This window comes from Lacrimispora sp. 210928-DFI.3.58, assembly GCF_020554865.1.
GTDB lineage: Bacteria > Bacillota > Clostridia > Lachnospirales > Lachnospiraceae > Enterocloster.
In genome coordinates this window covers 58,763-85,231 of record NZ_JAJCIC010000004.1, presented here as the reverse complement: position 1 = coordinate 85,231, position 26,469 = coordinate 58,763, and the positions used below count along the sequence as shown (strand labels likewise).

27 protein-coding genes and 1 tRNA gene are annotated in these 26,469 nt (G+C 51.4%); 19 read left to right on the top strand and 9 right to left on the bottom strand.

Going from position 1 to position 26,469, the window contains the following annotated elements:
• Window positions 1-2 precede the first annotated feature (2 nt).
• Both LIZ87_RS04095 and LIZ87_RS04090 read left to right on the top strand, forming a co-directional pair.
• On the top strand, window positions 3-1,007 hold the full coding sequence (locus tag LIZ87_RS04095; RefSeq protein WP_178313212.1) for a DUF2953 domain-containing protein: 1,005 nt from the start codon (window positions 3-5) through the stop codon (window positions 1,005-1,007).
• Window positions 1,008-1,154: 147 nt separating this feature from the next.
• Window positions 1,155-1,580 carry a GerW family sporulation protein gene (locus tag LIZ87_RS04090; protein ID WP_178313211.1) on the top strand — a complete coding sequence of 142 codons (426 nt, stop codon included), beginning with the start codon at window positions 1,155-1,157 and terminating at the stop codon, window positions 1,578-1,580.
• 176 nt (window positions 1,581-1,756) lie between these two features.
• Here LIZ87_RS04090 and LIZ87_RS04085 read toward each other — a convergent pair.
• Window positions 1,757-1,830: transfer RNA gene (locus LIZ87_RS04085), tRNA-Val, on the bottom strand.
• Window positions 1,831-1,961: 131 nt separating this feature from the next.
• Here LIZ87_RS04085 and LIZ87_RS04080 point away from each other — a divergent pair.
• Entirely contained in the window at window positions 1,962-2,099 is a 138-nt protein-coding gene (locus LIZ87_RS04080) for a hypothetical protein (protein ID WP_166436606.1), read from the top strand.
• Between the two features lie 73 nt (window positions 2,100-2,172).
• Here the strand turns inward: LIZ87_RS04080 and rpmB are convergent, their stop codons facing one another.
• Window positions 2,173-2,358, bottom strand: coding sequence for a 50S ribosomal protein L28 (gene rpmB, locus LIZ87_RS04075; RefSeq protein ID WP_066548750.1), 186 nt, complete (start codon window positions 2,356-2,358; stop codon window positions 2,173-2,175).
• Between the two features lie 165 nt (window positions 2,359-2,523).
• Here rpmB and LIZ87_RS04070 point away from each other — a divergent pair, with 165 nt between their 5' ends.
• From LIZ87_RS04070 to LIZ87_RS04045, 6 genes are all read left to right on the top strand, one after another.
• A complete protein-coding gene (locus LIZ87_RS04070; protein ID WP_178313210.1) occupies window positions 2,524-2,880 on the top strand; it encodes an Asp23/Gls24 family envelope stress response protein in 357 nt (118 codons plus the stop codon).
• A gap of 13 nt (window positions 2,881-2,893) precedes the next feature.
• Window positions 2,894-4,594: a DAK2 domain-containing protein gene (locus LIZ87_RS04065; protein ID WP_178313209.1), complete on the top strand. Its 1,701-nt coding sequence runs from the start codon at window positions 2,894-2,896 to the stop codon at window positions 4,592-4,594.
• Window positions 4,595-4,655: 61 nt separating this feature from the next.
• A complete protein-coding gene (locus LIZ87_RS04060) occupies window positions 4,656-5,366 on the top strand; it encodes a Bax inhibitor-1/YccA family protein (protein WP_178313208.1) in 711 nt (236 codons plus the stop codon).
• A gap of 20 nt (window positions 5,367-5,386) precedes the next feature.
• Window positions 5,387-6,259, top strand: coding sequence for an ROK family protein (locus tag LIZ87_RS04055; RefSeq protein WP_178313222.1), 873 nt, complete (start codon window positions 5,387-5,389; stop codon window positions 6,257-6,259).
• A gap of 4 nt (window positions 6,260-6,263) precedes the next feature.
• Window positions 6,264-8,318, top strand: a complete 2,055-nt coding sequence (gene recG / locus LIZ87_RS04050) for an ATP-dependent DNA helicase RecG (RefSeq protein ID WP_227145431.1) — start codon at window positions 6,264-6,266, stop codon at window positions 8,316-8,318.
• A 104-nt stretch (window positions 8,319-8,422) separates the two neighbouring features.
• The gene (locus LIZ87_RS04045) at window positions 8,423-8,938 is read left to right on the top strand and encodes a nitroreductase family protein (protein ID WP_178313206.1); all 516 of its coding nucleotides are present in this window, start codon (window positions 8,423-8,425) and stop codon (window positions 8,936-8,938) included.
• An 87-nt stretch (window positions 8,939-9,025) separates the two neighbouring features.
• Here LIZ87_RS04045 and LIZ87_RS04040 read toward each other — a convergent pair whose 3' ends face one another.
• The gene (locus LIZ87_RS04040; RefSeq protein ID WP_178313205.1) at window positions 9,026-9,229 is read right to left on the bottom strand and encodes an alpha/beta-type small acid-soluble spore protein; all 204 of its coding nucleotides are present in this window, start codon (window positions 9,227-9,229) and stop codon (window positions 9,026-9,028) included.
• Window positions 9,230-9,477: 248 nt separating this feature from the next.
• Between LIZ87_RS04040 and LIZ87_RS04035 the strand changes: the two genes are divergently transcribed.
• The 4 genes from LIZ87_RS04035 to LIZ87_RS04020 all read left to right on the top strand — a co-directional run bounded on the left by LIZ87_RS04035 (window position 9,478) and on the right by LIZ87_RS04020 (window position 12,015).
• Entirely contained in the window at window positions 9,478-10,155 is a 678-nt protein-coding gene (locus LIZ87_RS04035; RefSeq protein WP_178313204.1) for a TIGR00266 family protein, read from the top strand.
• A gap of 153 nt (window positions 10,156-10,308) precedes the next feature.
• Window positions 10,309-10,866 carry a 16S rRNA (guanine(966)-N(2))-methyltransferase RsmD gene (rsmD, locus tag LIZ87_RS04030; RefSeq protein ID WP_227145429.1) on the top strand — a complete coding sequence of 186 codons (558 nt, stop codon included), beginning with the start codon at window positions 10,309-10,311 and terminating at the stop codon, window positions 10,864-10,866.
• Window positions 10,867-11,355 carry a pantetheine-phosphate adenylyltransferase gene (gene coaD, locus LIZ87_RS04025; RefSeq protein ID WP_178313202.1) on the top strand — a complete coding sequence of 163 codons (489 nt, stop codon included), beginning with the start codon at window positions 10,867-10,869 and terminating at the stop codon, window positions 11,353-11,355.
• A gap of 36 nt (window positions 11,356-11,391) precedes the next feature.
• Window positions 11,392-12,015, top strand: coding sequence for a vacuolar family H+-ATPase subunit H (locus LIZ87_RS04020; protein ID WP_178313201.1), 624 nt, complete (start codon window positions 11,392-11,394; stop codon window positions 12,013-12,015).
• Window positions 12,016-12,180: 165 nt separating this feature from the next.
• On the opposite strand, the gene LIZ87_RS04015 is transcribed toward LIZ87_RS04020, so the two are convergent.
• From LIZ87_RS04015 to LIZ87_RS03995, 5 genes are read right to left on the bottom strand one after another with little or no spacing between them, the layout of a single operon-like run.
• Window positions 12,181-13,953, bottom strand: coding sequence for a 1-deoxy-D-xylulose-5-phosphate synthase (locus LIZ87_RS04015; protein WP_227145427.1), 1,773 nt, complete (start codon window positions 13,951-13,953; stop codon window positions 12,181-12,183).
• 41 nt (window positions 13,954-13,994) lie between these two features.
• Window positions 13,995-15,140 (bottom strand): DUF4358 domain-containing protein, encoded by a 1,146-nt coding sequence (locus tag LIZ87_RS04010; protein WP_227145425.1) that lies wholly within the window; start codon window positions 15,138-15,140, stop codon window positions 13,995-13,997.
• 24 nt (window positions 15,141-15,164) lie between these two features.
• On the bottom strand, window positions 15,165-16,319 hold the full coding sequence (locus LIZ87_RS04005) for a DHHW family protein (protein ID WP_227145423.1): 1,155 nt from the start codon (window positions 16,317-16,319) through the stop codon (window positions 15,165-15,167).
• A gap of 19 nt (window positions 16,320-16,338) precedes the next feature.
• Window positions 16,339-17,760, bottom strand: coding sequence for an MBOAT family O-acyltransferase (locus LIZ87_RS04000; RefSeq protein WP_227145422.1), 1,422 nt, complete (start codon window positions 17,758-17,760; stop codon window positions 16,339-16,341).
• A gap of 11 nt (window positions 17,761-17,771) precedes the next feature.
• Entirely contained in the window at window positions 17,772-18,437 is a 666-nt protein-coding gene (locus tag LIZ87_RS03995) for an Lcl domain-containing protein (protein WP_178314345.1), read from the bottom strand.
• Window positions 18,438-18,563: 126 nt separating this feature from the next.
• Between LIZ87_RS03995 and LIZ87_RS03990 the strand changes: the two genes are divergently transcribed.
• On the top strand, window positions 18,564-19,049 hold the full coding sequence (locus LIZ87_RS03990) for a MerR family transcriptional regulator (protein WP_178314347.1): 486 nt from the start codon (window positions 18,564-18,566) through the stop codon (window positions 19,047-19,049).
• Here the strand turns inward: LIZ87_RS03990 and LIZ87_RS03985 are convergent.
• Window positions 19,028-20,095 (bottom strand): nucleoside recognition protein, encoded by a 1,068-nt coding sequence (locus LIZ87_RS03985; protein WP_178314349.1) that lies wholly within the window; start codon window positions 20,093-20,095, stop codon window positions 19,028-19,030. The genes LIZ87_RS03990 and LIZ87_RS03985 overlap by 22 nt on opposite strands.
• Before the next feature lie 68 nt (window positions 20,096-20,163).
• On the opposite strand from LIZ87_RS03985, the gene LIZ87_RS03980 reads away from it, so the two are divergent.
• The 5 genes from LIZ87_RS03980 (at window position 20,164) to LIZ87_RS03960 (ending at window position 26,418) form a co-directional block, all read left to right on the top strand.
• The gene (locus LIZ87_RS03980) at window positions 20,164-21,018 is read left to right on the top strand and encodes a M23 family metallopeptidase (RefSeq protein ID WP_227145419.1); all 855 of its coding nucleotides are present in this window, start codon (window positions 20,164-20,166) and stop codon (window positions 21,016-21,018) included.
• Between the two features lie 271 nt (window positions 21,019-21,289).
• A complete protein-coding gene (locus tag LIZ87_RS03975) occupies window positions 21,290-22,849 on the top strand; it encodes an RsmF rRNA methyltransferase first C-terminal domain-containing protein (RefSeq protein ID WP_227145537.1) in 1,560 nt (519 codons plus the stop codon).
• Between the two features lie 38 nt (window positions 22,850-22,887).
• A complete protein-coding gene (locus LIZ87_RS03970) occupies window positions 22,888-23,631 on the top strand; it encodes a pseudouridine synthase (protein ID WP_227145417.1) in 744 nt (247 codons plus the stop codon).
• A 97-nt stretch (window positions 23,632-23,728) separates the two neighbouring features.
• Window positions 23,729-24,391 carry an HAD family hydrolase gene (locus LIZ87_RS03965; RefSeq protein WP_178314481.1) on the top strand — a complete coding sequence of 221 codons (663 nt, stop codon included), beginning with the start codon at window positions 23,729-23,731 and terminating at the stop codon, window positions 24,389-24,391.
• Window positions 24,388-26,418 (top strand): YgiQ family radical SAM protein, encoded by a 2,031-nt coding sequence (locus LIZ87_RS03960; RefSeq protein WP_227145415.1) that lies wholly within the window; start codon window positions 24,388-24,390, stop codon window positions 26,416-26,418. Before LIZ87_RS03965 ends, LIZ87_RS03960 begins: the two co-directional genes overlap by 4 nt.
• Window positions 26,419-26,469: the final 51 nt, after the last annotated feature.

Below are 26,469 nucleotides of genomic sequence, written 5' to 3'. Positions count from 1 at the left end.
GATTGCTGAAAATAATAGGGATCGTTCTGCTGGTCCTTCTGGGAGTCATATTCGGGCTTCTCCTGGCAGCGTTCCTTGCGGTGCTTTTTGTTCCGGTGCGCTACCGCATCCAGGGGGAATACCACAATGATATCAAGACTGCCAGGGCCAATGCTGCGGTTACCTGGCTCCTTCATGCATTGGCGGTAAGAGGAAGCTATTGCCGGGAGACAGGGCTTATCCTGCAGGTAAAGGTGCTGGGCTTTACCTTGTGGAGGCAGGTGCTCTTTGGGCCGGAGGAGGAAGAGGAGAACGCTCCTAAGGAAAAAGAAAATGTCCGGGAGAAAGCAAGTGAAGAGCCAAAGCAGCCCCGAAAACAGGAGGATGAAGTTCCGGGTGCTGTTTTGCAGGATGTTACAGAGGAAGATGAGCAGGACATTTACAGGCAGCTTGAGGAGGATGAAGCGCAGTTTAGAAGGCAGGCAGAGGAGCGGATGGAGAAGCAGGGGGACGATGTGAAAGAGGCAGACTGCCAGCCAGAAACACCCCCTCTTGGACGTATTGGAAGGCTTCTGGCTAAAATCCGGGCTCTGGCAGGAAAAATCCAAGCGCTCCCAGGGAAACTTCAGTTTTCTTTTTACTCAATTTGTGATAAGCTTAAAAATGGAAAGAACCTTGTGACAGAAAAAAAGGCATGGCTGGAGGATGAGAAAAACCAGGCGTCTATCCGCCTTGTACTGAAACAGGCCAAACGCCTCCTTATCCACGTGATGCCGGGAAAAGGGAAGGGCAGCCTGACATTTGGCTTTGAGGACCCATACACTACGGGGCAGGTGCTGGAGGCATTCAGCCTGATCTATCCCTTCTGCCACAGGCATCTCACCATCCATCCTGTATTTGATGAAACGATACTGGAGGCGGAAGGAGCTTTGAGGGGCAGGGTGCGGGCCGGTTATATCCTTTGGCTCGCCATAGGGATTTTGAAGGACAAACACACCCGCAGGCTCATAAGGGGCTTCCTCAAATAGCAAACCTACATGCGTCCAGCAGGCGGACGTGCCACCGCACCATAAAAGTCTGGTGGACGCATTGGGCATACCTGAACTTAGTGCCGCCCTGCGGCGGCGGGACTTTCAGAGTAAATACCTGAGAAAGAATGAGAAAGAGGACATAATATGGCAGAGAATCAATTTACATCTACAATTGAAACAATATTTAAGGGTCTGGACCAGTTTGTTACTACAAAAACCGTGGTGGGCGAGCCAGTGCAGGTGGGCGAGACCATCATTGTCCCTCTCATTGACGTTACCTGCGGTATGGCTGCCGGTGCATTTTCCGAGGGGAGCAAGCAGAAGCAGCGGGGAGGAGGCGGCATGAGCGCCAAAATGAGTCCCTCCGCTGTTCTGGTCATCCAGAATGGTGTGACAAAGCTGGTAAATGTCAAGAATCAGGACGCCGTTACAAAGGTCATCGACATGGCTCCCGACCTCATCAACAAATTCCTGGGCGGAAAGCCAGCGGTATCTGATGAGACTGTACAGGCAGCAAAGGACACGGCTGCAGGGTATGATGCCGGAGTTGTGAAGGAAGAGGTAAAGTAGGTATCAGAGAATACGCAAATACACAAAGTCCGCGGCCGGCTTAAGATACAGCTGGCCGCGTTTTTTGTTAAATACAGATTTTTATTAGGTGCGTACACAGAAACTAAAATAATCAGTGCCATTGCCAAGCTTAAAAGCTCTGGATAACAGCACTGATTAGATCATAGAAACTTGAGTGGAAGCAAGGAGGCTCGAACTCCTGACCTTTCGCGTGTGAGGCGAACGCTCATCCCGGCTGAGCTATGCTTCCAAATAATGTCATCTGTTATCTATTTTAGCACGGGAGCGCAGATTGTCAAGCAGTAATGAAAAAAAGATTTTCTGCATATGATGGACTATAGTGGGAATACGCTTACTTCGGAAATTGGGAGGGATCAGGATATGAAACGAATATGCGGGCTTATGCTGTTCTGCTTTGGCCTGGGAATGGCAGTGCTCCTTTTTATACCGGAAACCATATTTACTTTTCTCTTTGTCATCGGCTGTCTGGTACTGGGATATAATCTGTTCTGCTGCTGAGAAGTGGAGCAGAAGAAAAGAAAAAAAGAACTCCGGCACATCTCTAACCGGAGTTCTTTTGGTTTCTGTCTGATTAAGCTCTCTCCACAAGGCCAGAACGTAAGCAGGAAGTACATACGTACATTCTCTGGGTTCCACCGTTTACCTTGACTTTAACAGATTTCACGTTTGCTTTCCACATCTTGTTGGAACGTCTATGGGAATGGCTCACTTTGTTTCCGAAATGAGCTGCCTTTTCACAGATTGCACACTTAGCCATACTATTGCACCTCCTTAACCGATACTTGGATTTCATATACCAAAATCCACAACAAATGTATGATACCAGATGTTTTCAAATTTTGCAAGCGAAAAACAAAAATTTATTTCTTTTTTTCTGAAAATGGTGTATACTGTCTCTAGTATTAAGATTGGAGGCATGTGTATGAAGGGACGAATCAGCAATAAGATGGGCGAAATCCAAATCAACCCGGATGTGATTGCTCTATATGCAGGAACCATCGCAGTAGAATGCTTCGGAATCGTGGGCATGGCTGCTGTCAGCATGAAGGATGGTCTTGTAAAGCTCCTGAAACGGGAAAGCCTGACCCACGGCATTAATGTGGATATTGCAGATAACCGCATATCCATTGATTTTCATGTGATCGTATCCTATGGTGTCAGTATATCGGCAGTATCAGACAACTTGATCGAGAGCGTGAAATACAGAGTAGAAGAATTCACCGGCCTGGAGGTTGAAAAGATCAACATCTTTGTGGAAGGCGTCAGAGTGATTGATTAGGAGGAAGTTACCCGTGGGTATAAGTACGATTGATGCCGGAATGGTGAAGAATGCATTCCTGGCAGGAGCAAAAGGATTAGAAGCGAAAAAAGACTGGATCAATGAATTAAACGTGTTCCCGGTACCGGATGGGGACACGGGAACAAATATGACACTGACGATCATGGCCGCAGCCAGAGAGGTAGCGGCTCTTGAAAATCCCACCATGGATCAGCTGGCAAAGGCCATCTCCTCCGGCTCCTTAAGAGGCGCAAGAGGAAATTCCGGCGTTATCCTGTCCCAGCTTCTCAGAGGATTTACAAAGGAAATCAAATCCGTGGACGTGATTGACACCACCATCCTGGCCAATGCCATGGTGCGTGGCACAGAGACAGCGTACAAGGCTGTCATGAAGCCCAAAGAGGGCACCATCCTTACGGTTGCCAGGGGACTGTCTGACAAGGCCATCGAGACGGCCACCCAGACAAATGACATTGAGGAATTTGCAAAAGCCTTGATCGAGCACGGCGACTATGTGCTGAACCAGACCCCGGAGATGCTTCCTGTATTAAAGCAGGCAGGCGTAGTGGATTCCGGCGGTCAGGGCCTGATGCAGGTGATAAAGGGAGCGTTTGAGGGCCTGACAGGAAAGACTGTGGATTTTGCTGTGGAGGACCGGCCAAAGCAGACTGCGGATAAAGCAGAGGGAGCGGCGGCAGGGTCAGCCAGGACGGATATTGACACAGCAGACATCAAGTTCGGCTACTGCACGGAGTTCATCATCAACCTTGAAAAGGAATTTACAGAGACAGATGAGCGGGAAATGAAGTCCTATCTGGAATCCATCGGTGATTCCCTGGTAGTTGTCTCTGACGACGAGATCGTGAAGATCCATGTCCATACCAATCATCCGGGCCTTGCCTTTGAGAAGGGACTCACCTATGGCTCTCTCTCCAGGATGAAGGTGGACAATATGCGGGAGGAGCACCAGGAGCGGGTGATCCAGGATTCCGAGCGTCTGGCAAAGGAACAGGCAGCCCAGGCATCCGGTGTAAAAGAGCCCGCGGCCGAGCGCAAGGAATATGGCTTTATCGCAGTATCCAGCGGCGAGGGTCTGAGCGAGATCTTTAAGGGGATCGGCGCAGATCACCTGATCGAGGGCGGACAGACGATGAATCCCAGCACAGAGGATATGCTGAATGCCATTGACAAGGTAAATGCCGACAATATTTTTATCCTTCCAAATAACAAAAATATCATCATGGCAGCCCAGCAGGCCAGAGACCTGACAGAGGACAAGAACATTATCGTGATCCCGTCAAAGACTGTTCCCCAGGGAATCACAGCCCTGGTGAATTTCATGCCGGACCTCTCGCCGGAGGAAAACCTGGAGAACATGACAGAAGAGATGGCGCGCGTAAAGACAGCACAGATCACTTACGCTGTGCGTACCACCAACATCGATGGCATGGACATCGAGGAGGGCGACATCATGGCTATCGGCGATGGCGGCATGCTGGCTGTAGGCAAGGCAGTTACAAGCACAGCGGTAGATGCCTTGAAGGCAATGCTGGATGAGGAGTCTGAACTGGTAACCATTTATTATGGAAGCGACGTGCAGGAGGAAGAGGCAGCTGTTCTGAAGGAAAAGGCAGAGGAGCTGTTCCCGGATAAGGAATTTGAGCTCCAGTACGGCGGTCAGCCCATATATTACTATATGATTTCGGCAGAGTAAGCGCTGCAGGCAGAGAAGATGCCTGCAGAGCCGAAAAATTAAAATAAAAGGAGAATTGAATATGAATGATGAAATGAGAATGCAGCCCTCCTATGAGGCGCAGGTATCCGGTGATTCCCTGGGACGGTACACGGCAAAGACCTTTGGCTGGATGTTTGCCGGACTGCTGATCACATTTATCGTAGCCGTAGGCGGCTATATGACAAGAGCGATCATCTATGTGTATCAGATGCCTTACTGGTATTATGCGCTGCTGATCGCAGAGGTTGCTGTGGTAATGTTTTTATCTGCCAGGATCGAGAAAATGTCTGTGGGTATGGCAAGAGCGATGTTCTTCCTCTATGCGGCATTGAACGGCGTGGTGTTCTGCGCTTACCTGATCCTTTTTGATCTGACAGTGCTGTGGATGGTATTTGGAATCACCTCCTTGTTCTTTGGGATCATGGCGCTGATCGGCTGGTTTGGAAATATCAATTTCAGCAGTCTGCGCCCCTTTATGTTAGGCGGACTGATCTTCCTGGCCTTCTATTGGATCTTTGCCATGTTCATTGACCTGAGCGCATTTGAGACAGTGGTATCCACCATTGGCATCTTCCTGTTCCTGGTATACACTGCTTATGATACAAAGAAGATCCAGGCGTACCATGCCTACTATGGCCAGATGCCTGAGATGGCTGCAAAGGCTTCTATTTTCTCTGCTCTGCAGCTGTATCTGGACTTTATCAATCTGTTTGTATATCTGTTAAGGATCCTGGGACGCAGGAAAAATTAGGATAAGGGGGACTTGTGAATATGTTGATCGGAGCATTGGAAGCAGGCGGCACAAAGATGGTATGTGCGATCGGAAAGGAAGATGGAACGATTCTGGAGCAGGTATCGATCCCAACTACAACGCCGGAGGAGACCATACCAAAGATCATTGCATATTTTAAGGACAAGAAGATCGATGCATTGGGTGTGGCAGCCTTTGGACCAGTGGATGTGAAGCCTGGATCTGAAACATATGGGTATATTCTGGACACACCAAAGCTTGCATGGCGCCATAAGGATCTGCTGGGCGATCTCAGAAAAGAGCTGGATGTGCCGATCGGCCTTGATACAGATGTAAACGGCTCCTGCCTGGGCGAGGTGACCTACGGCTGCGCCAAAGGGCTTGACAGCGTGATCTATATCACCATCGGAACCGGAGTAGGCGTAGGCGTGTGGGTAAATGGAAAGCTGCTCCACGGTATGCTCCATCCGGAGGGAGGCCACATCCTTCTGACACGTCACCCGGAGGATCCGGACGGCGGTATCTGCCCAAGCCATCACAACTGTCTGGAGGGCTTTGCAAGCGGTCCTTCCATTGAGGCCAGATGGGGCAAAAAGGCAATCGAGCTGATCGATAAGCCGGAGGTGTGGGAGCTGGAGAGCTATTATATTGCACAGGCTCTGACCGATTATATTATGATCTTATCACCGCAGAAGATCATTCTGGGCGGCGGCGTTATGCACCAGGAGCAGTTGTTCCCACTGATCAGGGGCAAGGTGAAGGAACTGGTAAACGGCTACATCAACACCAAGGAGCTGGCAGACATAGACAATTACATTGTTCCGGCCAGCCTTCACGATGACCAGGGCATTATGGGCTGCATCAAGCTGGGCCTGGACGCATTGGAGAGCTGACAACGTGAACGGACAGCAGGTGAATACCCTGAAAGGGGTAGGAGAGAAAACCGGAAAATTATTTGAAAAGCTAGGGGTCATCACGATTGATGACCTCCTTTCCTATTATCCCAGGGCATATGATGCCTATGAGGATCCGGTGCCTATCGGGCAGCTTAGGGAACAGGCGGTCATGAGCGTGTCTGCCATTCTCCCGCGGCAGCCGGATCTTCTTACGTTTAACAGGATGCGGATGGTATCTGCACAGATCAAGGATCTGACCGGTTCCCTTCAGCTGGCCTGGTACAATATGCCCTATATGCGGGCGAATCTGAAAAGCGGTGTGCCCTATGTGTTCAGAGGACGGGTGGCAAAAAAACGGGGACGTCTGGTGATGGAGCAGCCGGAGGTATTTACTCCGGAAAGCTATGAGGCGGTAAACCATTCCATGCAGCCTGTTTACGGCCAGACCAGGGGACTCAGCAACAAGACCATTGTGAAGGCTGTGCGCCAGGCCCTTCTCGCCCGCCAGATGGAGCGGGAATATATGCCTGCCGGGCTGCGGAGGAAATACCAGCTGTCAGAGATCAATTACGCAGTGGAGCATATCCATTTTCCGGCGGACCAGAAGGAGCTTCTGTTTGCCAGAAAGCGCCTTGTATTTGACGAGTTTTTTATGTTCCTGGTGGGAGTAAGGCGGCTAAAGGAGCACCGCGGGGAAAGGCACTCTGACTTTGTCATGGTTCATTCCCGGGAAGCAGATAAGCTGAAAGAGAGACTTCCCTATGCCCTTACCCGGGCCCAGGAGAGAACTCTTCAGGAAGTTTACCGTGATATGGAAAATGGCCTTGTGATGAACCGTCTGATCCAGGGAGATGTGGGGTCCGGAAAGACCATTATCGCCATTTTGGCGCTTTTGGAGGCGGCCTCCAATGGATACCAGGGGGCCCTCATGGTTCCCACGGAGGTGTTGGCAAGGCAGCATTTTGAGTCCATAACAGAGCTTTTTGAAGCCCATGGGATTGAAAAACAGGCGGTTCTCGTGACAGGCTCCATGACAGCGAAGGAAAAGCGGGTTGCGTACGGGAAAATCACCTCCCATGAGGCAGATATCATTATCGGTACCCACGCGCTGATCCAGGAAAAGGTGGTATATGACAAGCTGGCCCTTGTGATAACGGATGAGCAGCATCGGTTCGGAGTGGGACAGCGGGAGCTTTTGAGCAGCAAGGGGGAAATGCCCCATGTGCTGGTCATGAGCGCCACGCCGATCCCGCGGACCCTGGCGATCATCCTGTATGGAGATCTGGATATCTCTGTGATCGATGAGCTTCCTGCGGGGCGCCAGTCCATCAAAAATTGTGTAGTAGGCCAGGATTACCGCCCAAAGGCCTATGCCTTTATAGAGAAACAGATCGCTGCCGGATATCAGGCCTATGTGATCTGCCCTATGGTGGAGGCCAGCGAAATGATCGAGGCGGAGAATGTGCTGGACTATACAAAGACCCTGAAAAAGGAGCTTCCGGAGTCCATCCAGATCGCCTGCCTTCACGGCAAGATGAAGCCAAAGGAGAAAAACGATATCATGGAGCGCTTTGCCGCCGGTCAGATCCAGGTGCTGGTGTCCACCACGGTCATCGAGGTAGGGGTAAATGTCCCCAATGCCACCGTGATGATGATTGAAAATGCAGAGCGCTTCGGCCTGGCCCAGCTGCACCAGCTGAGAGGCCGTGTGGGAAGGGGAAAGGCCCAATCCTACTGCATTATGGTAAATGGTGCGGGGGACCAGGATACCCAGAAGAGATTAGATATCCTGAATAAATCCAATGACGGTTTTTACATAGCCTCAGAGGATCTGAAGCTTCGGGGACCAGGAGACATTTTCGGGGTGCGCCAGAGCGGCGACCTGGAATTTCGGCTGGCAGATATTTTTACGGATGCGAATATTTTAAAGCAGGTCTCCGAGGAGGTAAATCGGCTGTTGGATGATGATCCTCAGCTCCAGAAGGAAGAAAACAGGGAGCTGGGCCGGCGGATCGGGCAGTATCTGGGCAGCCACTATGATAAATTAAACCTGTAGCATGCAGCATCAAGCATAAGATCCGGGCGTGCCGGTAAGACACATGAGCTGTCAGAAGTCTTGACTGAGGGCTGGCTTCAGGGAACAAAGAGGAGAGAATGACCATGAACGAAACATTACAGGTGATCCTTACAAGGAGAAGCACCAGGAAATTTTTAAATAAGCCGATCCCAGGGGAGGATCTGGACAATATTCTGAAGGCTGCCCTTCACGCACCCAGCGGCATGGGAAGGCAGACCTGGCAATTTACAGCGGTAAAGAACCGGGAGAAGATCCGGATGCTGGCAGCGGCCATTGAAAAAGTGCTGGGCCGCGAGGGCTACGATATGTACCAGCCGGAGGTGCTCATCATCCCGTCAAATGACAAGGAGAGTCCCTATGGAAAGGAGGACAATGCCTGCGCCCTGGAAAATATCTTTCTGGCAGCCCACTCACTGGGGATTGGCTCCGTGTGGATCAACCAGCTCCAGGGGATCTGTGACAACCCGGAGATCAGGGAGATCCTCACCTCCTTCGGCGTTCCGGAAAACCATGTGGTCTACGGCATGGCTGCCCTGGGGTATGCAGATGATGTGAAGTCGGAGAAGGAGCGGATCGGAAAAGTTGTGATCGTTGAATAGAAGCAATAAAAGAGAAAATCCCCGGACTGTGCACATGTACACAGCCTGGGGATCCGTTTCTTTCTGACCTATTCAGAAAGGAAGGCCTTATTTACCTGCCATCTGACGCTCCTGGGCCTCGATCATCTTTTTTACCATATAGCCGCCTACGGAACCATTCTGTGCGGAAGTCAGGTTGCCGTTGTAGCCGTTAGATAAAGGTACACCGATCTCGTTTGCTACCTCCATCTTAAACTTGTCCATTGCTTCCTTTGCTTCTGGTACATTTGTTCTGTTAGAGTTGTTAGACATAATAAAACGCCTCCTTGTGATATTTTTGCCCCGGTTCTTTTTGATGTCCGCGGCTTGTTTTGTGTTACAATCCTATTATGTGATATTAAAAAAATATTACGCTAGAAGGTTCTGCGTAAATTGTAAAAAATTAGGAGCGGAGAATTTAAGACTAATGTAAGAGAATGAACGTGTGTTTTGTGTTATACTAATACAGAAGACTGCTCAAATTCATATTCATTTTTAAAGAAAAAGGAGGAGGATATTTTATGGATTATCGGATTTTAGGAGAGACACTCCCTGCAGTTGAGGTAAGGCTTCAGCCGGGAGAGGCAATGTATACGCAGTCAGGCGGCATGGCCTGGATGAGTGATGGCTTTCATCTGGATTCCAATGTAAAGGGCGGGCTTATGAAGGGACTTGGCAGGATGTTTGCCGGAGAGTCCTTGTTTATGGCTACCTACACTGCAGAGAGGCCGGACAGCATCATTGCCTTTGCATCCACCGTGCCTGGGAAGATCATGACAGTGGATGTTTCAAAGACCAGCCTGATCTGCCAGAAAGGAGCATTTTTATGCGCGCAGCCTACAGTGGAGATCAGCACGGTGCTGACAAAGAAGATATCAGCCGGATTCTTCGGCGGCGAGGGCTTTATCCTTCAGAAGATCCAGGGCAGCGGCATGGCGTTTTTAGAGGTGGACGGCGATCTGGTGGAAAAGGAGCTGGCTCCCGGCGAGTCCATTAAGGTGGACACCGGAAATGTATTTGCCTTTGAACCCAGCGTATCCTATGAGATCGAGATGGTGAAGGGCGTGAAAAATATTTTCTTTGGCGGCGAGGGCCTGTTTCTCACCAAGCTTACAGGGCCGGGAAAGATCTATATGCAGACAATGAACATCGCAGAATTCACCGGAAGGATCGCTCAGGGAATCCCTTCTTCCAAATAAAATAACGTAACTGCTCCGCCATGGGGCAATTTGCGCAGTAGCTACAAAAAACCCTGAAAACTGCGAAAAACCCCTTGTACATCTGACATTTTCATATTATACTTGTTTGGAATGAAAATTACTTCTGTAAAGTAGAAAAAGTGGGAGCATTGCATGAGAGTGATTGCCGGCAGCGCAAGAAGGCTGCTTTTAAAGACAGTTGAAGGGATGGAGACAAGGCCAACCACAGACAGGATCAAGGAAACCCTGTTTAATATGCTTCAAAACCAGATACCGGGATGCCTGTTTTTGGATCTGTTTTCAGGAAGCGGAGCCATTGGCATAGAGGCCTTAAGCCGTGGAGCCAGCCTGGCTGTTATGATCGAGAATAATGGAAAAGCAATTTCCTGTATCCGGGAGAATTTAGAGCGGACAAAGCTGGGAGACAGGGCTCTGGTGATGGAGAGCGATGTGATTTCCGGCCTTAAGAAGCTGGAGGGGAGAAATTACCGTTTCCATATCATCTTCATGGATCCGCCCTATAATCATGACCATGAACGCCGCGTGCTGGATTACCTGTCCCATTCTCCTATGGTGACGGAGGAAACGCTTATTATCATAGAGGCTTCAAAGGAGACGGATGTGTCCTGGCTGGCGGATTCCGGCTATCATCTGATCAAGACAAAAGAGTACAAGACCAACAAGCATATTTTTGTTGGCAAGGGGGAGTAAATGAGGATTGCAGTATATCCGGGCAGCTTTGATCCGGTGACGTTAGGACACGGAGATATCATTGAGCGCACGGCGAAAATGTTTGACAAGGTCATCATCGGAGTTCTGAATAATAAGGCAAAATCTCCGTTGTTTTCCGTGGAAGAACGTGTTAATATGTTAAGAGAGGTAACAGCAGGGCTGCCAAATGTAGAGGTGCAGTCTTTTGAAGGGCTTTTGATCGACTTCCTGCGCAAAAACAGCGCAAGGGTGATCGTGAGAGGTTTAAGGGCGATCACAGATTTTGAGTATGAGCTTCAGATGGCCCAGACAAACCGTGTCATTGCCCCGGAGATCGATACGATTTTTTTGACTACGAACCTGCGGTATTCCTATTTGAGTTCCAGTATTGTGAAGGAGATTGCAGAGTACCACGGCGATATCAGCGAATTTCTCCATCCGATGATAGCAGAAAAGGTGCGGGAAAAGCTGGCCTGCAGGCAGCAGTGAGGATAAATAGGCCAAGAGTGTAAGGAGAACATGAATATGATGAGCAGAATTGAGCAGTTAATCAGCGAGATCGAGGAATACATAGACAGCTGTAAGTTCCAGGCATTGTCCAACAGCAAGATCATCGTGAATAAGGAGGAACTGGAGGAGCTGTTAGTAGAGCTGCGCCTGCGTATTCCGGATGAGATCAAGAAATACCAGAAGATCATCAGCCAGCAGGAGGCGATCCTGGGCGAGGCACAGACCCAGGCAGACGCGATGCTGGATGATGCAAAGAAGCAGGCGGACTCCATGGTAGCCCAGGCAAGTGAGCAGACTACAGAGATGATCAATGAGCACGAGATCATGCAGCGTGCCTATGCCCATGCCAACGAGGTGGTAGAGCAGGCAAATATCCAGGCCCAGGCCATTGTTGACGCAGCGGTCAACGATGCCAACAATATCCGCCAGAGCTCTATCCAGTACACCGATGATATGCTGCGGAGCCTCCAGACCATCATCAACCACACCATGGAGGGGGCAAAGGGCCGTTTTGATTCTTTCATGAGCTCCATGCAGTCCAGCTATGACATCGTATCTTCCAACCGCAATGAGCTGGCTGGCGGACTGGTCCAGCCGGAGGAGCAGGATAAGGGACAGCAGGAGAATGGTGAGGCATAATTTCAGAGAGATATGTTGTAAGAGACGGTGCAGCTTTGGCTGTGCCGTTTTTGTTGCATATGAGACTCCTGCAAAGATTCCTATGCAATAAAAAACGGCAGGGCCGCACTGCGTTGGAGAGAAAGTATGACGTTTACACGGCCCGCCCCAGGCGGAGAAGCCTGCTTAGAAATGCTTCAGCGCGTGGATGATATCAGAGACCACGCAGTCAGGGGTGAGATGATACCTCTCATACTGCATTTCCACTGGCATATGGTCCACAAATTCCTTTCTGGCTCCGAAGTTCAGTACCTTCATGGAGGAGGTTCCGTAAAATCTTGCAATTTTTTCGCCAAAGCCCCCGTCGATCACGCCGTCCTCCAATGTGACTACCAGCTGGTGTCCATTTTCAGGCAGAGACCGCAGCAGTTCCTCATCCATATCAGAAATATAGCGGGGATTGATGAGTGTGGCCCGGATTCCGTGGACAGCTTTCAGCTGTTCTCTTACCTTTGATCCCAGTTGGAAACATTTTCCAAGTGCCAGAAGGGCCACGGTATCGCCCTGTTTTACAAGCTCATATTTTGCGGGAGAGCGGTAGTCTGGCAGCAGAGAGGCATTTCTGGTGGCTGTTTCGATCCCAGGCACACGGATCATCACAGGCTGGGAGGTCTGGCAAAGGCCCCATTCCAGCATGCTTATATATTCTTCCCGGCAGGTTGGGGCAAGATAGAGGAGGCCCGGAATGTTCATGGCAAGAGGAATATCAAACACTCCCATATGGGTCTGGCTGCCCTGGGAGATTCCTGCAAAGAAGACCAGGATCACTGCCGGGCTCTGATTCAGGGACAGATCCTGGGAAAGCTGGTCATAGGCTCTCTGGAGAAAGGAGCTGCTGAGGCCAAATACAGGCTTTCCGCCATTTTTCGCAATGCCGGAGGCAAAGGCCACTGCATGGCCCTCTGCGATCCCCACATCCACGAACTGCTCCGGAAACTGCTGCCTGAGTCCGGCGTCAAAGCCAAAGATTTTTGGCGTTCCGGCAGTGATGGCAGTGATCGTGGGATCCTCCTTCATTTTTGCAGCCAGGTACCGGCAGGTCAGGGACTCATAGGTTTCAACAGGCTCTGCCGGATGAAGGGGCATGCCTGTTTTCCTGTCAAAAGGTCCCATGTAATGCCAGGCCTCGCGGTCTGCTTCCGCATATGGATAGCCCTTTCCTTTTACAGTGCACATATGGACAATGGTGGGATGGCCGGTATCCTTTACCTTTATAAAAGCCTCTGAGATCTCCCTGAAGTCATTGCCGTCGCGGACAAAGAGATAGTCAAAGCCCAGAGCTTGAAAGAGATTGCAGGCGGCCTTCCCCTCTGTCCTGCGCAGAAGCTGCAGATTTTCATACAGGCCGCCGTGGTTCTCTGCAATGCTCATGTCATTGTCATTTATCACAATGATGATATTGCTTCCAAGAGCAGCGGCATTGTTTAGTCCCTCAAAGGCCTGCCCGCCGCTTAGAGCGCCATCGCCCACGACCGCAATGACATTGCAGGAGCTGCCTGTCAGATCACGTCCCTTTGCCAGTCCGCAGGCAAGGCTTATGGCTGTAGAGGTGTGGCCTACAGAAAAGATATCGTGCTCACTTTCGGCGGGATTGGTAAAGCCGCTGACAGAGGAAAACCTGGCGGGATCGGTGTAGGCGTCCTTGCGGCCAGTCAGCAGCTTATGGGTGTAGCACTGGTGGGATACATCAAAAATGATCTTGTCAGCAGGGGAGTCAAAGACATAATGCAGGGCAACCGTGGCTTCAATGACAGCCAGATTGGAGCCCACATGGCCTCCTGTTGCGCTGAGGCGGAAAAGCAGCTGTTCACGTATTTCCCCGCACAGCTGAATGAGTTCTTTGGCAGACAACGGTTTTAGGTCCTTTGGGGTATGGATGTTTTCTAACACGCTTCTCATGATATCTTCCTTTCTGAGCAAGGCACATGGGCCTGTGCGGATCAATGGCTTCCAAAACGGTAGGCCGTGGCAGTAGCTTCCGGCACAGAACCTTCCTCCCACGAATGGATGCCGCTGTCCCTCAGATACTTGCTCGTCACATTGAAATAGGTATGTCCGGGTGTTCCGCCGATGGGATCATCCCATGCCACATCTACACAGTACCATTCTCCATCCAGCTTTACCATATTCCATGAGTGCTCCACGCCATTGCTTCCGGGAATGCCATATACGGTAATGCATTCAATGTCCAGCATGTCCATGAGCAGCTGGAAGGTGGAAGAGTAGCCGTGGCACATGGCGGACCGGTCAATGAAAACGCCGTAGGGTGTGTCGCTGTTTTCTTTAAAGCCCTTTGATGCAGATCGGCCAAACACGCTGTAGTCAAAGCTGGACCAGTCTGTGATCCAGTCATGGACGGCAAGCTCTTTTTCATAGTCACTCATGCGGCTGTCAATGTTTTTTTCAAGAACGTCTTTGGCTGCATTCAAAATACGGCGGTTTTTCTCTGACAGAGCAGAATCATCCCCAGTCCTCCAGGCCTGCAAAATGGCCTCCGGATCATAGGAATCCTCCGCTTTTGCAAAATCCTGCTTTTCTGCTCCGGCAGAAGTAGAAAGCTTGGCTTTTTCCAGAGCCTGTATGTCCGCTTTTTTTGCAGTGTCTCCAAAGCAGCCTGAAAAAGCAGCCTTTGCTGCTCCCGTATCCGGGCAGATCATCAGGGACAGAAAGCAGCCATTTACCGCTATGGCGCCATTTTTGACCAATGCTGCCTGCTGGGGTGCATAGCCCTCAAAAATCCCGGCCCTGTTTTTCAGATATTCCTTTAATGCGTTCTCTGCCGTTTTACAGTCCTCTTCCTTCTCCATCCTAAGCACAGCGATCTCGCTGGCTTCGACACCTTCTGCATAGGAGATGGAGCCATCCGCCACCTGATCCGATGGAATGAGATAATAATCTGTCAGCCATGTGGCAAAGTCTTCATGCTCTGAGGTGATGGTCGTGAGAGCGGGAAGGTTTGCCTGGCTTTCAGCAATGGCTGACACGATGTCGGAGGGGGCCATTTCTGTCTGGGCTGGCTTCTGTGAACAGCCTGTGAGGGCGAGCAGAAGAAATGGGGCTGCAATACAAGATCGAAGTAGTTTCATGATAAGGTGCTCCTTTCTGATGAATTATTGACGGTTGGCTGTAAGCTTTGTCATACTGATATCCTCTGCAAAGCCGGAGGCATTATAGAGGATCAGAAGATCGGTATATTGTTCTTGTTGGATCAATTTACTTAATTTTTGGCTGCTGTATCTCAGATCAAGGATATGGAGCTCTTCAAATTCTCCCAGCATGAACGGAATAAAGCAATTCGCATAGGAATCCTTGATCACCAGGATCTTCCGCCCATTGCCCGCGGCTGTGGTGATCCGCAGAAAGGGCTCATTTCCTCCCAAAAAGACAGCATATTTATCTTTTCCGTCCAATGCAGCATAATCATAGATTGCATTTTTCGTGAGGTTTTCCTGATGTATTGTGCAGGAAATGTCATGTTCAGGAAGAAACAGTTCAATGGTATCCTTGACGGTCCGTATTCCCAGCTTTGACTGGATCGTTCCCTCAAAACTGTCCGTAACGGCCCTTCTCTCATAATCAGAGAGTTCAGGGCAGGCGCAGCCTTTTTCCCTGGCCCAGGCCTGATATACATAAAAGGCAGCAAGCGTTTTCCAATGATGGTCTGTCCTGTAATAGAGCTCCTCATCCCTATGGTCATCAAGGATATGGGCTGCATCAAAGAAGACGCTTTCAGGCAGAGCCTTCTTAAGCAGCTCCAGGTAATCCCTTCCGCTGCCGGGAGGGGCAAAGGGAGGAAGCTTATCACACAGGATATCCACGGCATTGGGGATGATCAGAACCGATATATGGGAGCTTCCCAACTGTTCTGTGTACTGCTGTGTAAATGCAGAGAGAGCTTCAAGGTTACGCTTGGCCAGAGGCGTGTCAAACACGCCCGTATGCTTCTCGATCAGATAATGGTCGCCGGCAAAATAGATGTCCTTGCTTTCCCTTTTTAAAACTCCTCTCTCCACGGCAGTTTTTAAGCCGATCCAGCGGTCTCTCAGGATAAATTGATCTGTCAGGTATTCCTCATAATCAGTCTCATAATCGCCGTTTATGACAGCTTCTATTTCCAGTTTTGGCCTCTGAGCCAGCACCCGGTTTTCCGTCTCCGAAAAAACGGAGGAAGGCTTTACAATCGTTGCTGCGGCGGTGCCGAATATCAGCAGGAGAAACAAAATGACCGTAATGCGAGGCTGCCGGTCTTTTCTTTCCGGATCCATTTTCCTATCACACCTCCTATCAGAATCTGAAATACAGGAATGGATTAAAGGTTGCGTCCACAAGCCATGATACGGACAGGATGAAAATGGCAGTATAAAATACGTTTTTTATAGCCGCGGCCGCGAGCTCTTTTCCTGCAAGCCTTGTACAGATCCATTTTCCTATGCGCAGGGGCAGGTCCGTGCTTCCCATAAAGCACAGGATGAGCAGGACAGCATGATTGTAGAAAAGATAAATGGTCTCTCTGTCAATGAGCCCGCTGTCATATATGCCAAACAGCGCCCTCAGAAAGTCAATCCCCTGGGCCATATTTGGGGATACAAACAGGTTCCATCCGATCATGACAAGGATGATACAGTAGATATGCTGAAACAGGGCAGGAAGCTTTGCCAGGTATTTGCCCAAAAGGTACTTTTCCAAAAGCAGGAGGATACCGTAGTATAAGCCCCAGACAACGAAATTCCAGCTGGCTCCATGCCAGATCCCGGTAAGCAGCCATACGGCCAGGATATTCCGGATATGCTTGTGGCGGCTGACCCTGTTTCCTCCCAGGGGGATATAGATGTATTCCCGAAACCAGGTGCCCAGGGAGATATGCCATCTGCGCCAAAATTCGGTAATGCTTTTGGAAACGTACGGATAATGAAAATTCTCCAAAAAGTGAAAGCCAAACATGTACCCCAGGCCAATAGCCATATCGGAATAGGCGGAAAAATCAAAATAGATCTGAAAGGTATAGGCAGCAAGGCCCATCCACGCTGTGAGCATCGGCATATGGGAGCAGGATGAGGCCTGCACCGCAGTCCAGAGGGAGCCGGCATTGTTTGCCAGCAGGACCTTTTTGCCAAGGCCTGTGATGAAGCGGTGGATGCCCTGGGAGAACTGCCCTGTGGTCTCTTTACGGGTGGAAAGCTGCCTGTCAATGGTCTTGTATTGGACAATGGGCCCTGCGATGAGCTGGGGAAACATTGCCACATATGCTCCATAGGAAATGAGATTTTTCTGTACTGCCGCATCTCCCAGGTAGACATCAATGGTATAGGACATTGTCTGAAAGGTGTAAAAGGAGATGCCGATGGGCAGTGCAAGGTGCAGCAGGGGGATCGCAGTCCCTGCCAGGCTGTTCACGGTTTTGATGGCAAAATCTGTATATTTGAAAAATACAAGCAGGCACAGGCTGACAGCAGACGATACCAGAAGGGAAGCCTTCGCTGCCCGTTGTTTTCCCGCCTGTCTGAACCTGCTGACAAGGAGGCCGCCGGTGTAAGAAACAAGGATGGAACATACCATCAGGATCAGGTAAACAGGTTCTCCCCATGCGTAGAAGAGAAGGCTTGATAGGAGCAGCACAAGATTCCTCAAGGGAGGGGGAGCAAGGTAATAGGCCAGCAGTATCGCCGGCAGAAAGCGGAAGAGGAACAGAAGACTGCTAAAAACCATAGGACGCCTCCCTAAAATGCCCGGACAGCCAGCACATGAAGATTCGTAAAATTCTTAGGGCAGTCGCTGGAATAGCCGTTAAAGAAATGTACAAACCACCCATAGTCCTCCTGAGTCTCAGACTGAGTGGAGGACCAGTACCAATTGGTGCCGAGTCCATCCATGGCAGCATGTTCATCAAGAGAATAGATTTTAGAGAGAGAAGCGTTGATCTCTTCGCGGTTTTCGTAGATTGCGCACAGCTCTGAGATATCCGGCATATACCAGCCGGAGGCCAGAGCGCCGTTTAGATGATGGGTGTCCGCGTAGGTTTCCACAAATGCAAAGGCAGGAGAAGACTGGGGATCTGCGGAGACGGGCGCATCCTCACCGTCCTTGTCCGGGGTCCACGGAAGAGGACCGGAGCTTCTGTGAACTCCCAGCCCCAGGGCAGTGCCGTCCTCTTTTATTTCTGCAATAACAGCTGCCGGGAAATTGGTGCTTTCTGTCAGGGCGAGGCTGTCTGGTTTCACTGCAGAGCCATCGGCGAGGATGATATCTCCCACAGCATAGGAAACAGATACGGAAGCTGGTGCGGATTCTTCCCCGGATGGAGCCGGTGGTTTGGCAGAGCCGGTGCAGGCTGCCAGGGAGAAGGCAAGAAGCCCATAGGAAAGTAAGGTCAGTCGTTTTTTCATGTGTCATATCCTCCTTGTGTATTGACAATATCATAGACCTTAGAGTATACTCTCAGTCAAGAGAGTATCTCTTATGTGATTTGTGAACTTTTTGTGAACGAATGCTGAGAAGAGGAGCAAGGGCCTATGTATTACACTGTCTGTGAAGTTGCGAAGAGGCTGCATTTGTCGCCCCACACGATCCGTTTTTATGGCAAGGAGGGCTTGCTGACATTTGTGGAAAGAGATCAGAATGGCAACAGGATCTTTAAGGAATCAGATTTTGAGCGTTTATTTATCATTGCCTCCCTTAAGCGGGCAGGGATGTCCATCAAACAGATCCGGGATTTTACCGTTCTCTGTGACCAGGGAGATGCCACCATCGCGCAGCGCCTGAAGATCATCATGGATCAGCGGGAGGCAGTGGAGGAGCAGATCACAGAGCTCTTTGATGCGCTGGATGTGTTAAAGTACAAATGCTGGCTCTATGAGGTGGCGCTGGAGGCAGGGACCACTGCTGTACATGACAACATGCCGCCGGAGAAGATGCCTCCTAATATCCGGAAGATCAAGGAGCGCATCCGGCGGCTGACGGATGATATGGAGCAGCGCTATAAGGAGGGCATGAAGTAGGAGAGGAAAAGGCAGGAAAGGGCGCAGTGGGCGCATTTCCAGAGCATATAATGCCGGATGGACAGTCCGGCATTTTTAAGTACACTCTTTGTCTGGAAAATGCCGGAAAAGCCTCCGAAGGCGGCGGAAGCCACGATGAGGACGGCACCTGTCCTGCCGGGGACAGAGGAGGCAATGGCCTGGATGCCGGTTGTGATCTCCACTGCCCCCAAAAGGGCGGGGCGGACAAAGGGGAAAACGGAGGCAGGAAGGGTTTCCTGAAAGGGCAGGGGAAGCACTGCCAAATACACTGCCAGAATGGAAAATATCATAATATAACCTCCGATCTTTACCATGGTTTCAAAGCAGCTCATGAGGTGTTCGTCAAAGGAAAATGGCTGGCTGAAGGCACTTTGGGATCTCAGGCTTTTGTGAAATTTTCCATTTGCGGAAGCTTGGGCAGGTCGGCCGGACGTGGTCCGGCTTTTTGACAAAGCATTGGTATTTGGAAAGGCCGCTTTGGTATTGCGGCGCTTTGGAGCAGGCCGGCCGGCGTGGTAAATGGGCCGGGCTGCCATGGATATGGGAATTACAGGGAGATACAGGGCGGCCGCCACGGCCCAAGGAGGGCATTCGGGGGACAGGCCGGAGACAGCCCTGATCTGTGCCATCACATATCCTAAGATGAACATGGGGCTGGGATGGTTGCTGATCGCCAGGAGATATTGTCCCTCTTCACGGGAGATCCGCCCGCTGTCCAGAAAATCACTGGCCGTTTTCGCTCCCATGGGATAGCCGCAGAGAAGGCCGCTCATGAAAACAAAGCTTCCCTGACCGGAGAGGCCTAAGAAGCCGGAAAGAAAAGGGGAAAAGGGCCCGGTGAGTATGGGAATGGCATCCAGGGCGACGATGATCCCGGAGCATATCATAAAAGGCAGGAGGGTGGGAAGCACCACATCAGCCCACAAAAGCAGGCCCTGCCGGGCTCCTGTGAGGGCGAGGGAGGGATTGAACAGCAGTAAGAGCAGGCAGAGAACAGACAGGATGCCTCCTATGGATTTTTTCATAGCCACCTGAATAGAATGGATTTGTATCAATATATTGTGAAAGGCGGCGGGCTATGCCTTTGAACCGGATGATCAGGGGAAGAGGAGGAGGCGGGATGTTTCTCATGGCTGTGATACTGGTCCTGGCTCTGTTTCAGGAAACCTTAGTCAGTTATCTTTCTTCCAATCCCGACTATTACCAGCTGGGGCCCTATACCTGGGAGAGCGATGATTTCAGGTCCATGAGACTGGGCGATATGGCAAAGGGCGCGGATATGGAGACATTGACGGCCCTTATGGTGGAGCATGATTATGACCTGAGAGAGCTTGAAAGCCTGGACTGCCATAAAAACAGGCTTATGGCTGCAAGGCCTGCGGACTATCGGAAGCTAAAGGGGGCCTATGAGACGGTGCTGGAGGACTTAACATATTTTCCGATCCCGGCAAGTATCAGGGCCGATACGCCGGATGTGGTATTTGAGGACGGCTGGATGGATGGCAGGAGTTATATGAGCGGAGGAGAAATGGATGATGGAAATACGGAGGGGCGCCGCCATGAGGGCTGCGATATCATGGGCAGCGAGCGCCCCAGAGGTTTTTATCCTGTTGTCAGCATGAGCGATGGAGTGATCGAAAAAATCGGCTGGCTGGAAATGGGAGGCTGGCGGATCGGCATCCGCGCTCCTAAGGGAGCCTATCTGTACTATGCCCATCTCTATGGCTATGCAAGTGACCTAAAGGAAGGGGAACGTGTCAGGGCAGGACAGCTCTTAGGCTATATGGGCGACACTGGCTATGGGAAGACAGAAGGAACCACCGGGAACTTTGAAGTCCACCTGCATGTGGGCATCTATATCCGTACAGACCATTATGAGGAAATGAGTGTGAATCCCTACTGGATACTGCGGTGGCTTAAGGGGCGGAGGCTTGTGTTTGACTATTAGCATGCGGAAACGCAAGAATAAACTGCTTGACATCCGTTTCTGCCTTCCGTATAATGAAAGAAGCTTTAAGCCTCCTGTATGAATGCCAGGAGGCTTAATTTTACTATGAAAGTGTTGTTAAGCGGCTGTGCGGACTGCGTGCCTGTGGCACTGGTCCGGCACCAACCGGAGCGTAGAACTGCCAGCAGTGCGGAGCAATCCGACTTTCATAATCGGTGATGCCGCCGGATGGGCAGCATGCAGGTGTTAGAGGAGAATGGGGAATAAGGCGATGACGGACATCAGGCAGCTTCCAGAGGCCTTTCTGGAGGAAATGAAGGGGCTTTTGGGGGAGGAGTACCAGTTATATAGAGAGAGCTTTAAGGAGCCATGGAAGCCGGGGCTTCGGGTGAATACGCAAAAGCTGTCCCCCAAGGAACTGAAGGCCCTGGTACCCTGGAAGTTGGAGCCTGTTCCATGGACGGATAATGGGTTTTACTATGAGCCGGGAAGCGCCTGCAGCCAGCCGGACAGCCCTGCCTTGGAAAGTGATGCAAGGCCGTCAAAGCATCCATGTTATTATGCGGGCCTTTACTATCTCCAGGAGGCCAGCGCCATGACCCCGGCAGCCATGCTCCCGGTGGAGCCCGGTGATATGGTGCTTGATGTGTGCGCAGCTCCGGGAGGAAAGAGCACGGAGCTGGCTGCAAAGCTTAAGGGAGAGGGAATGCTGGTCTCAAATGACATCAGCTATTCCAGGGCCAGGGCCCTTCTTAAAAACCTGGAGCTTACGGGGGCAGGTAATATCTGTGTTACCAGCGAGGAGCCCGGCAAGCTTGCGAAGATATGGCCCCTGTTTTTTGATAAGATCCTGGTGGATGCGCCCTGCTCCGGCGAAGGAATGTTCCGCCGGGACGAGGATATGATAAAGGACTGGGAGGAGCATGGCCCTTCCTATTACGCTCCCATACAGAGGGAGATCTTAAGACAGGCAGTCTCCATGCTGAAGCCGGGAGGAATGCTGCTTTACTCCACCTGCACCTTTTCACGGATGGAGGATGAGGAAAACATCGAATTTCTGTTGTCAGAATACCCGGAAATGGAGCTGGTCCCCCTTAAGCTGTCACGGGTGCCGGGAGGTGTGGACGGCGTGGGGCTTCCAGGCTGTATCAGGCTGTTTCCCCATAAGGTAAGGGGAGAAGGACATTTTCTGGCGCTGCTGAGGAAAAAAGGAGCGTTTCGGAATGGGGCAGGAAAAGCGAGAACAGAGGCAATAGAATGCGCGGACACTGTAAATGACCGAAAGCCGTCTGAAGGGACTTTAGTAAGAGAAGCGCTGGAGAGAGAAGAATGCCTGCTGAGAAGAGGAAAGAAGGGTGGCCGGTTTCTAGGCGAAGCCGCAGGAAAAAGCCGGAAGATAGCGCCTGATCTGAAAAAGCTTCCTGAACTGGCAGCATTTTTGGACTCCTGTGCGGTCTGCTGGGAGGAGGCAAGGCTTTCTGTTGTCCAGGATCAGGTGTACTATCTGCCCCGGGGCTTAGAGCAGGGACTGCCCCTGCGCTTCCTGCGCACAGGCCTCCTGCTGGGAGAACTGAAAAAGGGCAGGTTTGAGCCCTCCCAGGCCCTTGCAATGGCGTTAAAAAAAGGAGAATATCCCAATGTCCTCAACCTGCCGGAGGGAGACGAACGCGTGCTGCGGTATCTGAAGGGAGAGACGATCTCCCTTCAGAGGGAGGAAGGGACGAGAAAGGACTGGTGCCTTGTGACCTACTGCGGTTATTCTTTGGGCTGGGCAAAGGGAAACGGCATGACGCTGAAAAACAAATATTATCCGGGATGGCGGTGGCAGTAGAGCCTGTGCGGGCCCGGTAAAGGATAGAAGGATGGGATATGGCAGGAGGAAAAAAACAGAAGGAGCTCATGCGCCTTGATAAATTCCTGGCAGAGATGGGGCAGGCGACCAGAAGCCAGGCAAAGGAGCTTGCAAGAAAGGGCAGGATACAGGTAAATGGAGAGGCGGTGAAGTCGGCGGACCAGAAGATACGCCCGGATCAGGATACCGTGAGTCTGGACGGCGTGACGGTTGGGTATGCGCGGACAGAGTATTACATGCTCAACAAGCCTCAGGGCGTGGTATCTGCCACCGAGGACAGGCATTTTCCCACAGTGATCAGCCTGATCGGGGATGCGGTGAGGAAGGATCTTTTCCCGGTAGGGCGTCTGGACATTGACACGGAGGGACTTTTGCTGATCACAAATGACGGCGCCCTGGCCCACGATCTCCTCTCTCCCAAAAAACATGTGGACAAGACGTATCTTGCAAGGCTGGAGGGCCGTCTTCCGGAGGATGCCGAGAAACAGATGGCAGAGGGGATCGTGCTAGAGGACGGCACAAAGACTCTTCCGGGCGTATTAAAGCGCCTGGAGGGCCAGGAGGTCACACTTACCATACACGAGGGCAAATTTCATCAGGTAAAGCGCATGTTTGAGGCTGTGGGATGCAGGGTCATTTACTTAAAACGTCTTTCTATGGGGCCCCTTGTGCTGGATGAGAAGCTGAAACCGGGAGAGTACAGGCCATTGAGCGGGGATGAGATCCGGGCCCTGGAGCGGGTCACCGGAAGAACGGAGTGAGCCGCCGGTGTGATATTCTGTTGGTTCATTTGGAGGAAAGGAGCCTGCCTTCCAGGCGTGCCCGGAAGCGGATATAGAAAAAACGGAGAGAAATACGATGAGGTTAGACGGAAAAAAAGCAATTATTTTTGATCTGGACGGTACATTGATCGACTCCATGTGGATGTGGAAGGCCATTGATATTGAATATCTGGGCCGGTATGGTCTTCCATGCCCGGCAGAGCTGCAGAAGGAGATCGAGGGCATGAGCTTTTCCGAGACGGCCGTGTACTTTAAGGAGCATTTCCGGATCCCGGATTCACTGGAGGAGATCAAACAGGCCTGGGTGGAGATGTCCATTGAGAAATACAGGAGCGAGGTTCCTCTAAAGCCCGGAGCGAGGGAATTTCTGGAGCATATCACGAGCCGGGGCATCAAGGCGGGGATCGCCACCAGCAACGGCTGGGCCATGGTGGACGCTGTTCTGGATTCCCTTGATATACGGAAGTATTTCCAGGTGATCGCCACTGCCTGCGAGGTGGCGGCAGGAAAGCCTGCGCCGGATGTCTACCTGTACGTGGCAGAGCGCCTGGGTGAAAGGCCGGAGGACTGCGCTGTGTTTGAGGATGTGCCTGCGGGGATCCTGGCAGGCAAGAGGGCAGGAATGACCGTATTTGCCGTGGAGGATGAATTTTCAGAGGAAATGCGGGAGGAAAAGAGGGCCCTGGCAGATGATTATATTACGGACTATTTTGAGTTGTTGGATGGAGCAGAAGAATGATACATGATTATTTACCAATAAGCAGGGCGGATATGAGCATCCGGGGATGGAAGCAGTGTGATTTTGTCTATGTCTCAGGAGACGCCTATGTGGATCATCCCTCCTTTGGAACTGCTATCATTTCCAGGGTTCTGGAGTCCCATGGATATAAGGTAGGGATCATTGCCCAGCCTGACTGGAGGGATAAAAAGAGTATCGAGATCCTGGGAAGGCCCAGGCTGGGCTTTCTTGTCTCAGCCGGGAACATGGATTCCATGGTGAACCATTATTCGGTGTCAAAGAAGCGCAGGAAGGAGGATTCCTATACTCCGGGAGGAGTCATGGGGAAGAGGCCGGATTATGCGGTGACGGTCTACTGCAACCTGATCCGGTCCGTCTATAAGGATGTGCCGATCATCGCCGGCGGCATTGAAGCAAGCCTGCGCCGCCTGGCACACTATGATTACTGGTCCAATAAAATGAAGCGGTCCGTTCTTCTGGATTCCCAGGCAGACCTGATCTCCTATGGCATGGGAGAGCGCTCCATTGTGGAGATCGCGGATGCCCTGGACAGCGGGCTGGATGTGAAGGACATTACCTTTATTGAGGGCACTGTGTACAAGACGAGGAGTCTGGAGTCTGTCTACGACTATGAGCTGCTTCCTGACTATACGGAGCTTCTTCGGGATAAAAAGGAGTACGCAAAAAGCTTTTTTGTCCAGTACAGCAACACGGATCCCTTTTCCGGCAAGCGGCTGGCAGAACCCTATGAGGGAAAGGTGTTTGTGGTGCAGAATCCTCCGGCAAAGCCCTTGAGCACAGAGGAGATGGACGAGGTTTACGCCCTCCCCTATATGAGGAACTACCATCCCTCCTACGAGGAAGCGGGCGGCATTCCGGCCATCCGGGAGATCAAGTTCAGCCTGATCAGCAACCGGGGCTGCTTTGGTGCCTGCAGCTTCTGCGCCCTCACCTTCCACCAGGGGAGGATCATCCAGGCCAGAAGCCATGAGTCATTGGTGGAGGAGGCAAAGCTCCTCACAGAGGAGCCTGATTTTAAGGGCTATATCCACGATGTGGGAGGCCCCACGGCAAATTTCCGCTTCCCTGCCTGTGAAAAGCAGCTGACAAAGGGAGCCTGTCCCCATAAACAGTGCCTGTTTCCGGAGCCCTGCAAGAACTTAAGGGCAGATCATTCGGACTACATTGCTTTGCTGAGAAAGCTGCGGGCCCTTCCAAAGGTGAAGAAGGTCTTTATCCGCTCCGGAATCCGCTTTGACTATGTGCTGGCGGATTCCAGCAGGAAGTTCTTAAAGGAGCTGTGTGAATTCCATGTAAGCGGCCAGTTGAAGGTTGCGCCGGAGCACGTGGCGGACAAGGTCCTTATGAGGATGGGCAAGCCGAGAAACAGCGTATACCGCCAGTTTGTGAAAGAATATAAGGAAATGAACGGCAGGCTGGGCAAGGAGCAGTACCTGGTGCCCTACCTCATGTCCTCCCATCCGGGCTCCTCCATGAAGGAGGCAGTGGAGCTGGCGGAATACCTGCGGGATCTGGGTTATATGCCGGAGCAGGTGCAGGATTTCTATCCTACGCCCTCCACCATTTCCACCTGCATGTACTACACAGGCTACGACTGCCGCACCATGGAGCAGGTCTATGTGCCGGTAAATCCCCATGAAAAGGCCATGCAGAGAGCGCTTATACAGTACCGGAATCCGAAGAACTACGAGCTGGTGGCAGAGGCACTGAGGATCGCCGGCCGGACAGATTTGATCGGATATGATAAGAAATGTCTGATACGTCCCAGAAATGGAGAATATCAGGGAACGGCAGGAAAAAGCGGCGGAGCCGGGCCAAAGGGCCAGACAGCAGGACGCGGAGAGAACAGGAAGAAAAATTCCGTGGGCCGGTATCGCAGCGGACAGGAAGAGCAAAGGAGCACAAACCGCAGCGACACAGGCCGCAGCAGCCATGGACCGGCAGCCCCGGAGGCAGGGAAAAAGCGTGGACGCACGATCCGGAACGTTCACAAGAAGCCGAAGTAAGGAAGGACGATATCGCATGTCCACAAGAGGACGAAGCAGAAGAACCGATAC

Excerpts from the sequence above, each read along its gene's own strand:
- LIZ87_RS04020 (WP_178313201.1), top strand. The coding sequence starts at position 11,392 with ATGATGAGCAGAATTGAGCAGTTAATCAGCGAGATCGAGGAATACATA.
- LIZ87_RS04080 (WP_166436606.1), top strand. The coding sequence starts at position 1,962 with ATGAAACGAATATGCGGGCTTATGCTGTTCTGCTTTGGCCTGGGAATG.
- LIZ87_RS04015 (WP_227145427.1), bottom strand. The coding sequence starts at position 13,953 with ATGAGAAGCGTGTTAGAAAACATCCATACCCCAAAGGACCTAAAACCG.
- LIZ87_RS03980 (WP_227145419.1), top strand. The coding sequence starts at position 20,164 with ATGATCAGGGGAAGAGGAGGAGGCGGGATGTTTCTCATGGCTGTGATA.
- LIZ87_RS04040 (WP_178313205.1), bottom strand. The coding sequence starts at position 9,229 with ATGTCTAACAACTCTAACAGAACAAATGTACCAGAAGCAAAGGAAGCA.
- LIZ87_RS03965 (WP_178314481.1), top strand. The coding sequence starts at position 23,729 with ATGAGGTTAGACGGAAAAAAAGCAATTATTTTTGATCTGGACGGTACA.
- LIZ87_RS04090 (WP_178313211.1), top strand. The coding sequence starts at position 1,155 with ATGGCAGAGAATCAATTTACATCTACAATTGAAACAATATTTAAGGGT.
- LIZ87_RS04055 (WP_178313222.1), top strand. The coding sequence starts at position 5,387 with ATGTTGATCGGAGCATTGGAAGCAGGCGGCACAAAGATGGTATGTGCG.
- LIZ87_RS03995 (WP_178314345.1), bottom strand. The coding sequence starts at position 18,437 with ATGAAAAAACGACTGACCTTACTTTCCTATGGGCTTCTTGCCTTCTCC.
- LIZ87_RS03985 (WP_178314349.1), bottom strand. The coding sequence starts at position 20,095 with ATGAAAAAATCCATAGGAGGCATCCTGTCTGTTCTCTGCCTGCTCTTA.
- LIZ87_RS04005 (WP_227145423.1), bottom strand. The coding sequence starts at position 16,319 with ATGGATCCGGAAAGAAAAGACCGGCAGCCTCGCATTACGGTCATTTTG.
- rsmD (WP_227145429.1), top strand. The coding sequence starts at position 10,309 with ATGAGAGTGATTGCCGGCAGCGCAAGAAGGCTGCTTTTAAAGACAGTT.
- LIZ87_RS04060 (WP_178313208.1), top strand. The coding sequence starts at position 4,656 with ATGAATGATGAAATGAGAATGCAGCCCTCCTATGAGGCGCAGGTATCC.
- LIZ87_RS03975 (WP_227145537.1), top strand. The coding sequence starts at position 21,290 with ATGACGGACATCAGGCAGCTTCCAGAGGCCTTTCTGGAGGAAATGAAG.
- LIZ87_RS04000 (WP_227145422.1), bottom strand. The coding sequence starts at position 17,760 with ATGGTTTTTAGCAGTCTTCTGTTCCTCTTCCGCTTTCTGCCGGCGATA.
- LIZ87_RS03970 (WP_227145417.1), top strand. The coding sequence starts at position 22,888 with ATGGCAGGAGGAAAAAAACAGAAGGAGCTCATGCGCCTTGATAAATTC.
- rpmB (WP_066548750.1), bottom strand. The coding sequence starts at position 2,358 with ATGGCTAAGTGTGCAATCTGTGAAAAGGCAGCTCATTTCGGAAACAAA.
- LIZ87_RS03960 (WP_227145415.1), top strand. The coding sequence starts at position 24,388 with ATGATACATGATTATTTACCAATAAGCAGGGCGGATATGAGCATCCGG.
- LIZ87_RS04035 (WP_178313204.1), top strand. The coding sequence starts at position 9,478 with ATGGATTATCGGATTTTAGGAGAGACACTCCCTGCAGTTGAGGTAAGG.
- coaD (WP_178313202.1), top strand. The coding sequence starts at position 10,867 with ATGAGGATTGCAGTATATCCGGGCAGCTTTGATCCGGTGACGTTAGGA.
- LIZ87_RS03990 (WP_178314347.1), top strand. The coding sequence starts at position 18,564 with ATGTATTACACTGTCTGTGAAGTTGCGAAGAGGCTGCATTTGTCGCCC.
- LIZ87_RS04045 (WP_178313206.1), top strand. The coding sequence starts at position 8,423 with ATGAACGAAACATTACAGGTGATCCTTACAAGGAGAAGCACCAGGAAA.
- LIZ87_RS04010 (WP_227145425.1), bottom strand. The coding sequence starts at position 15,140 with ATGAAACTACTTCGATCTTGTATTGCAGCCCCATTTCTTCTGCTCGCC.
- LIZ87_RS04070 (WP_178313210.1), top strand. The coding sequence starts at position 2,524 with ATGAAGGGACGAATCAGCAATAAGATGGGCGAAATCCAAATCAACCCG.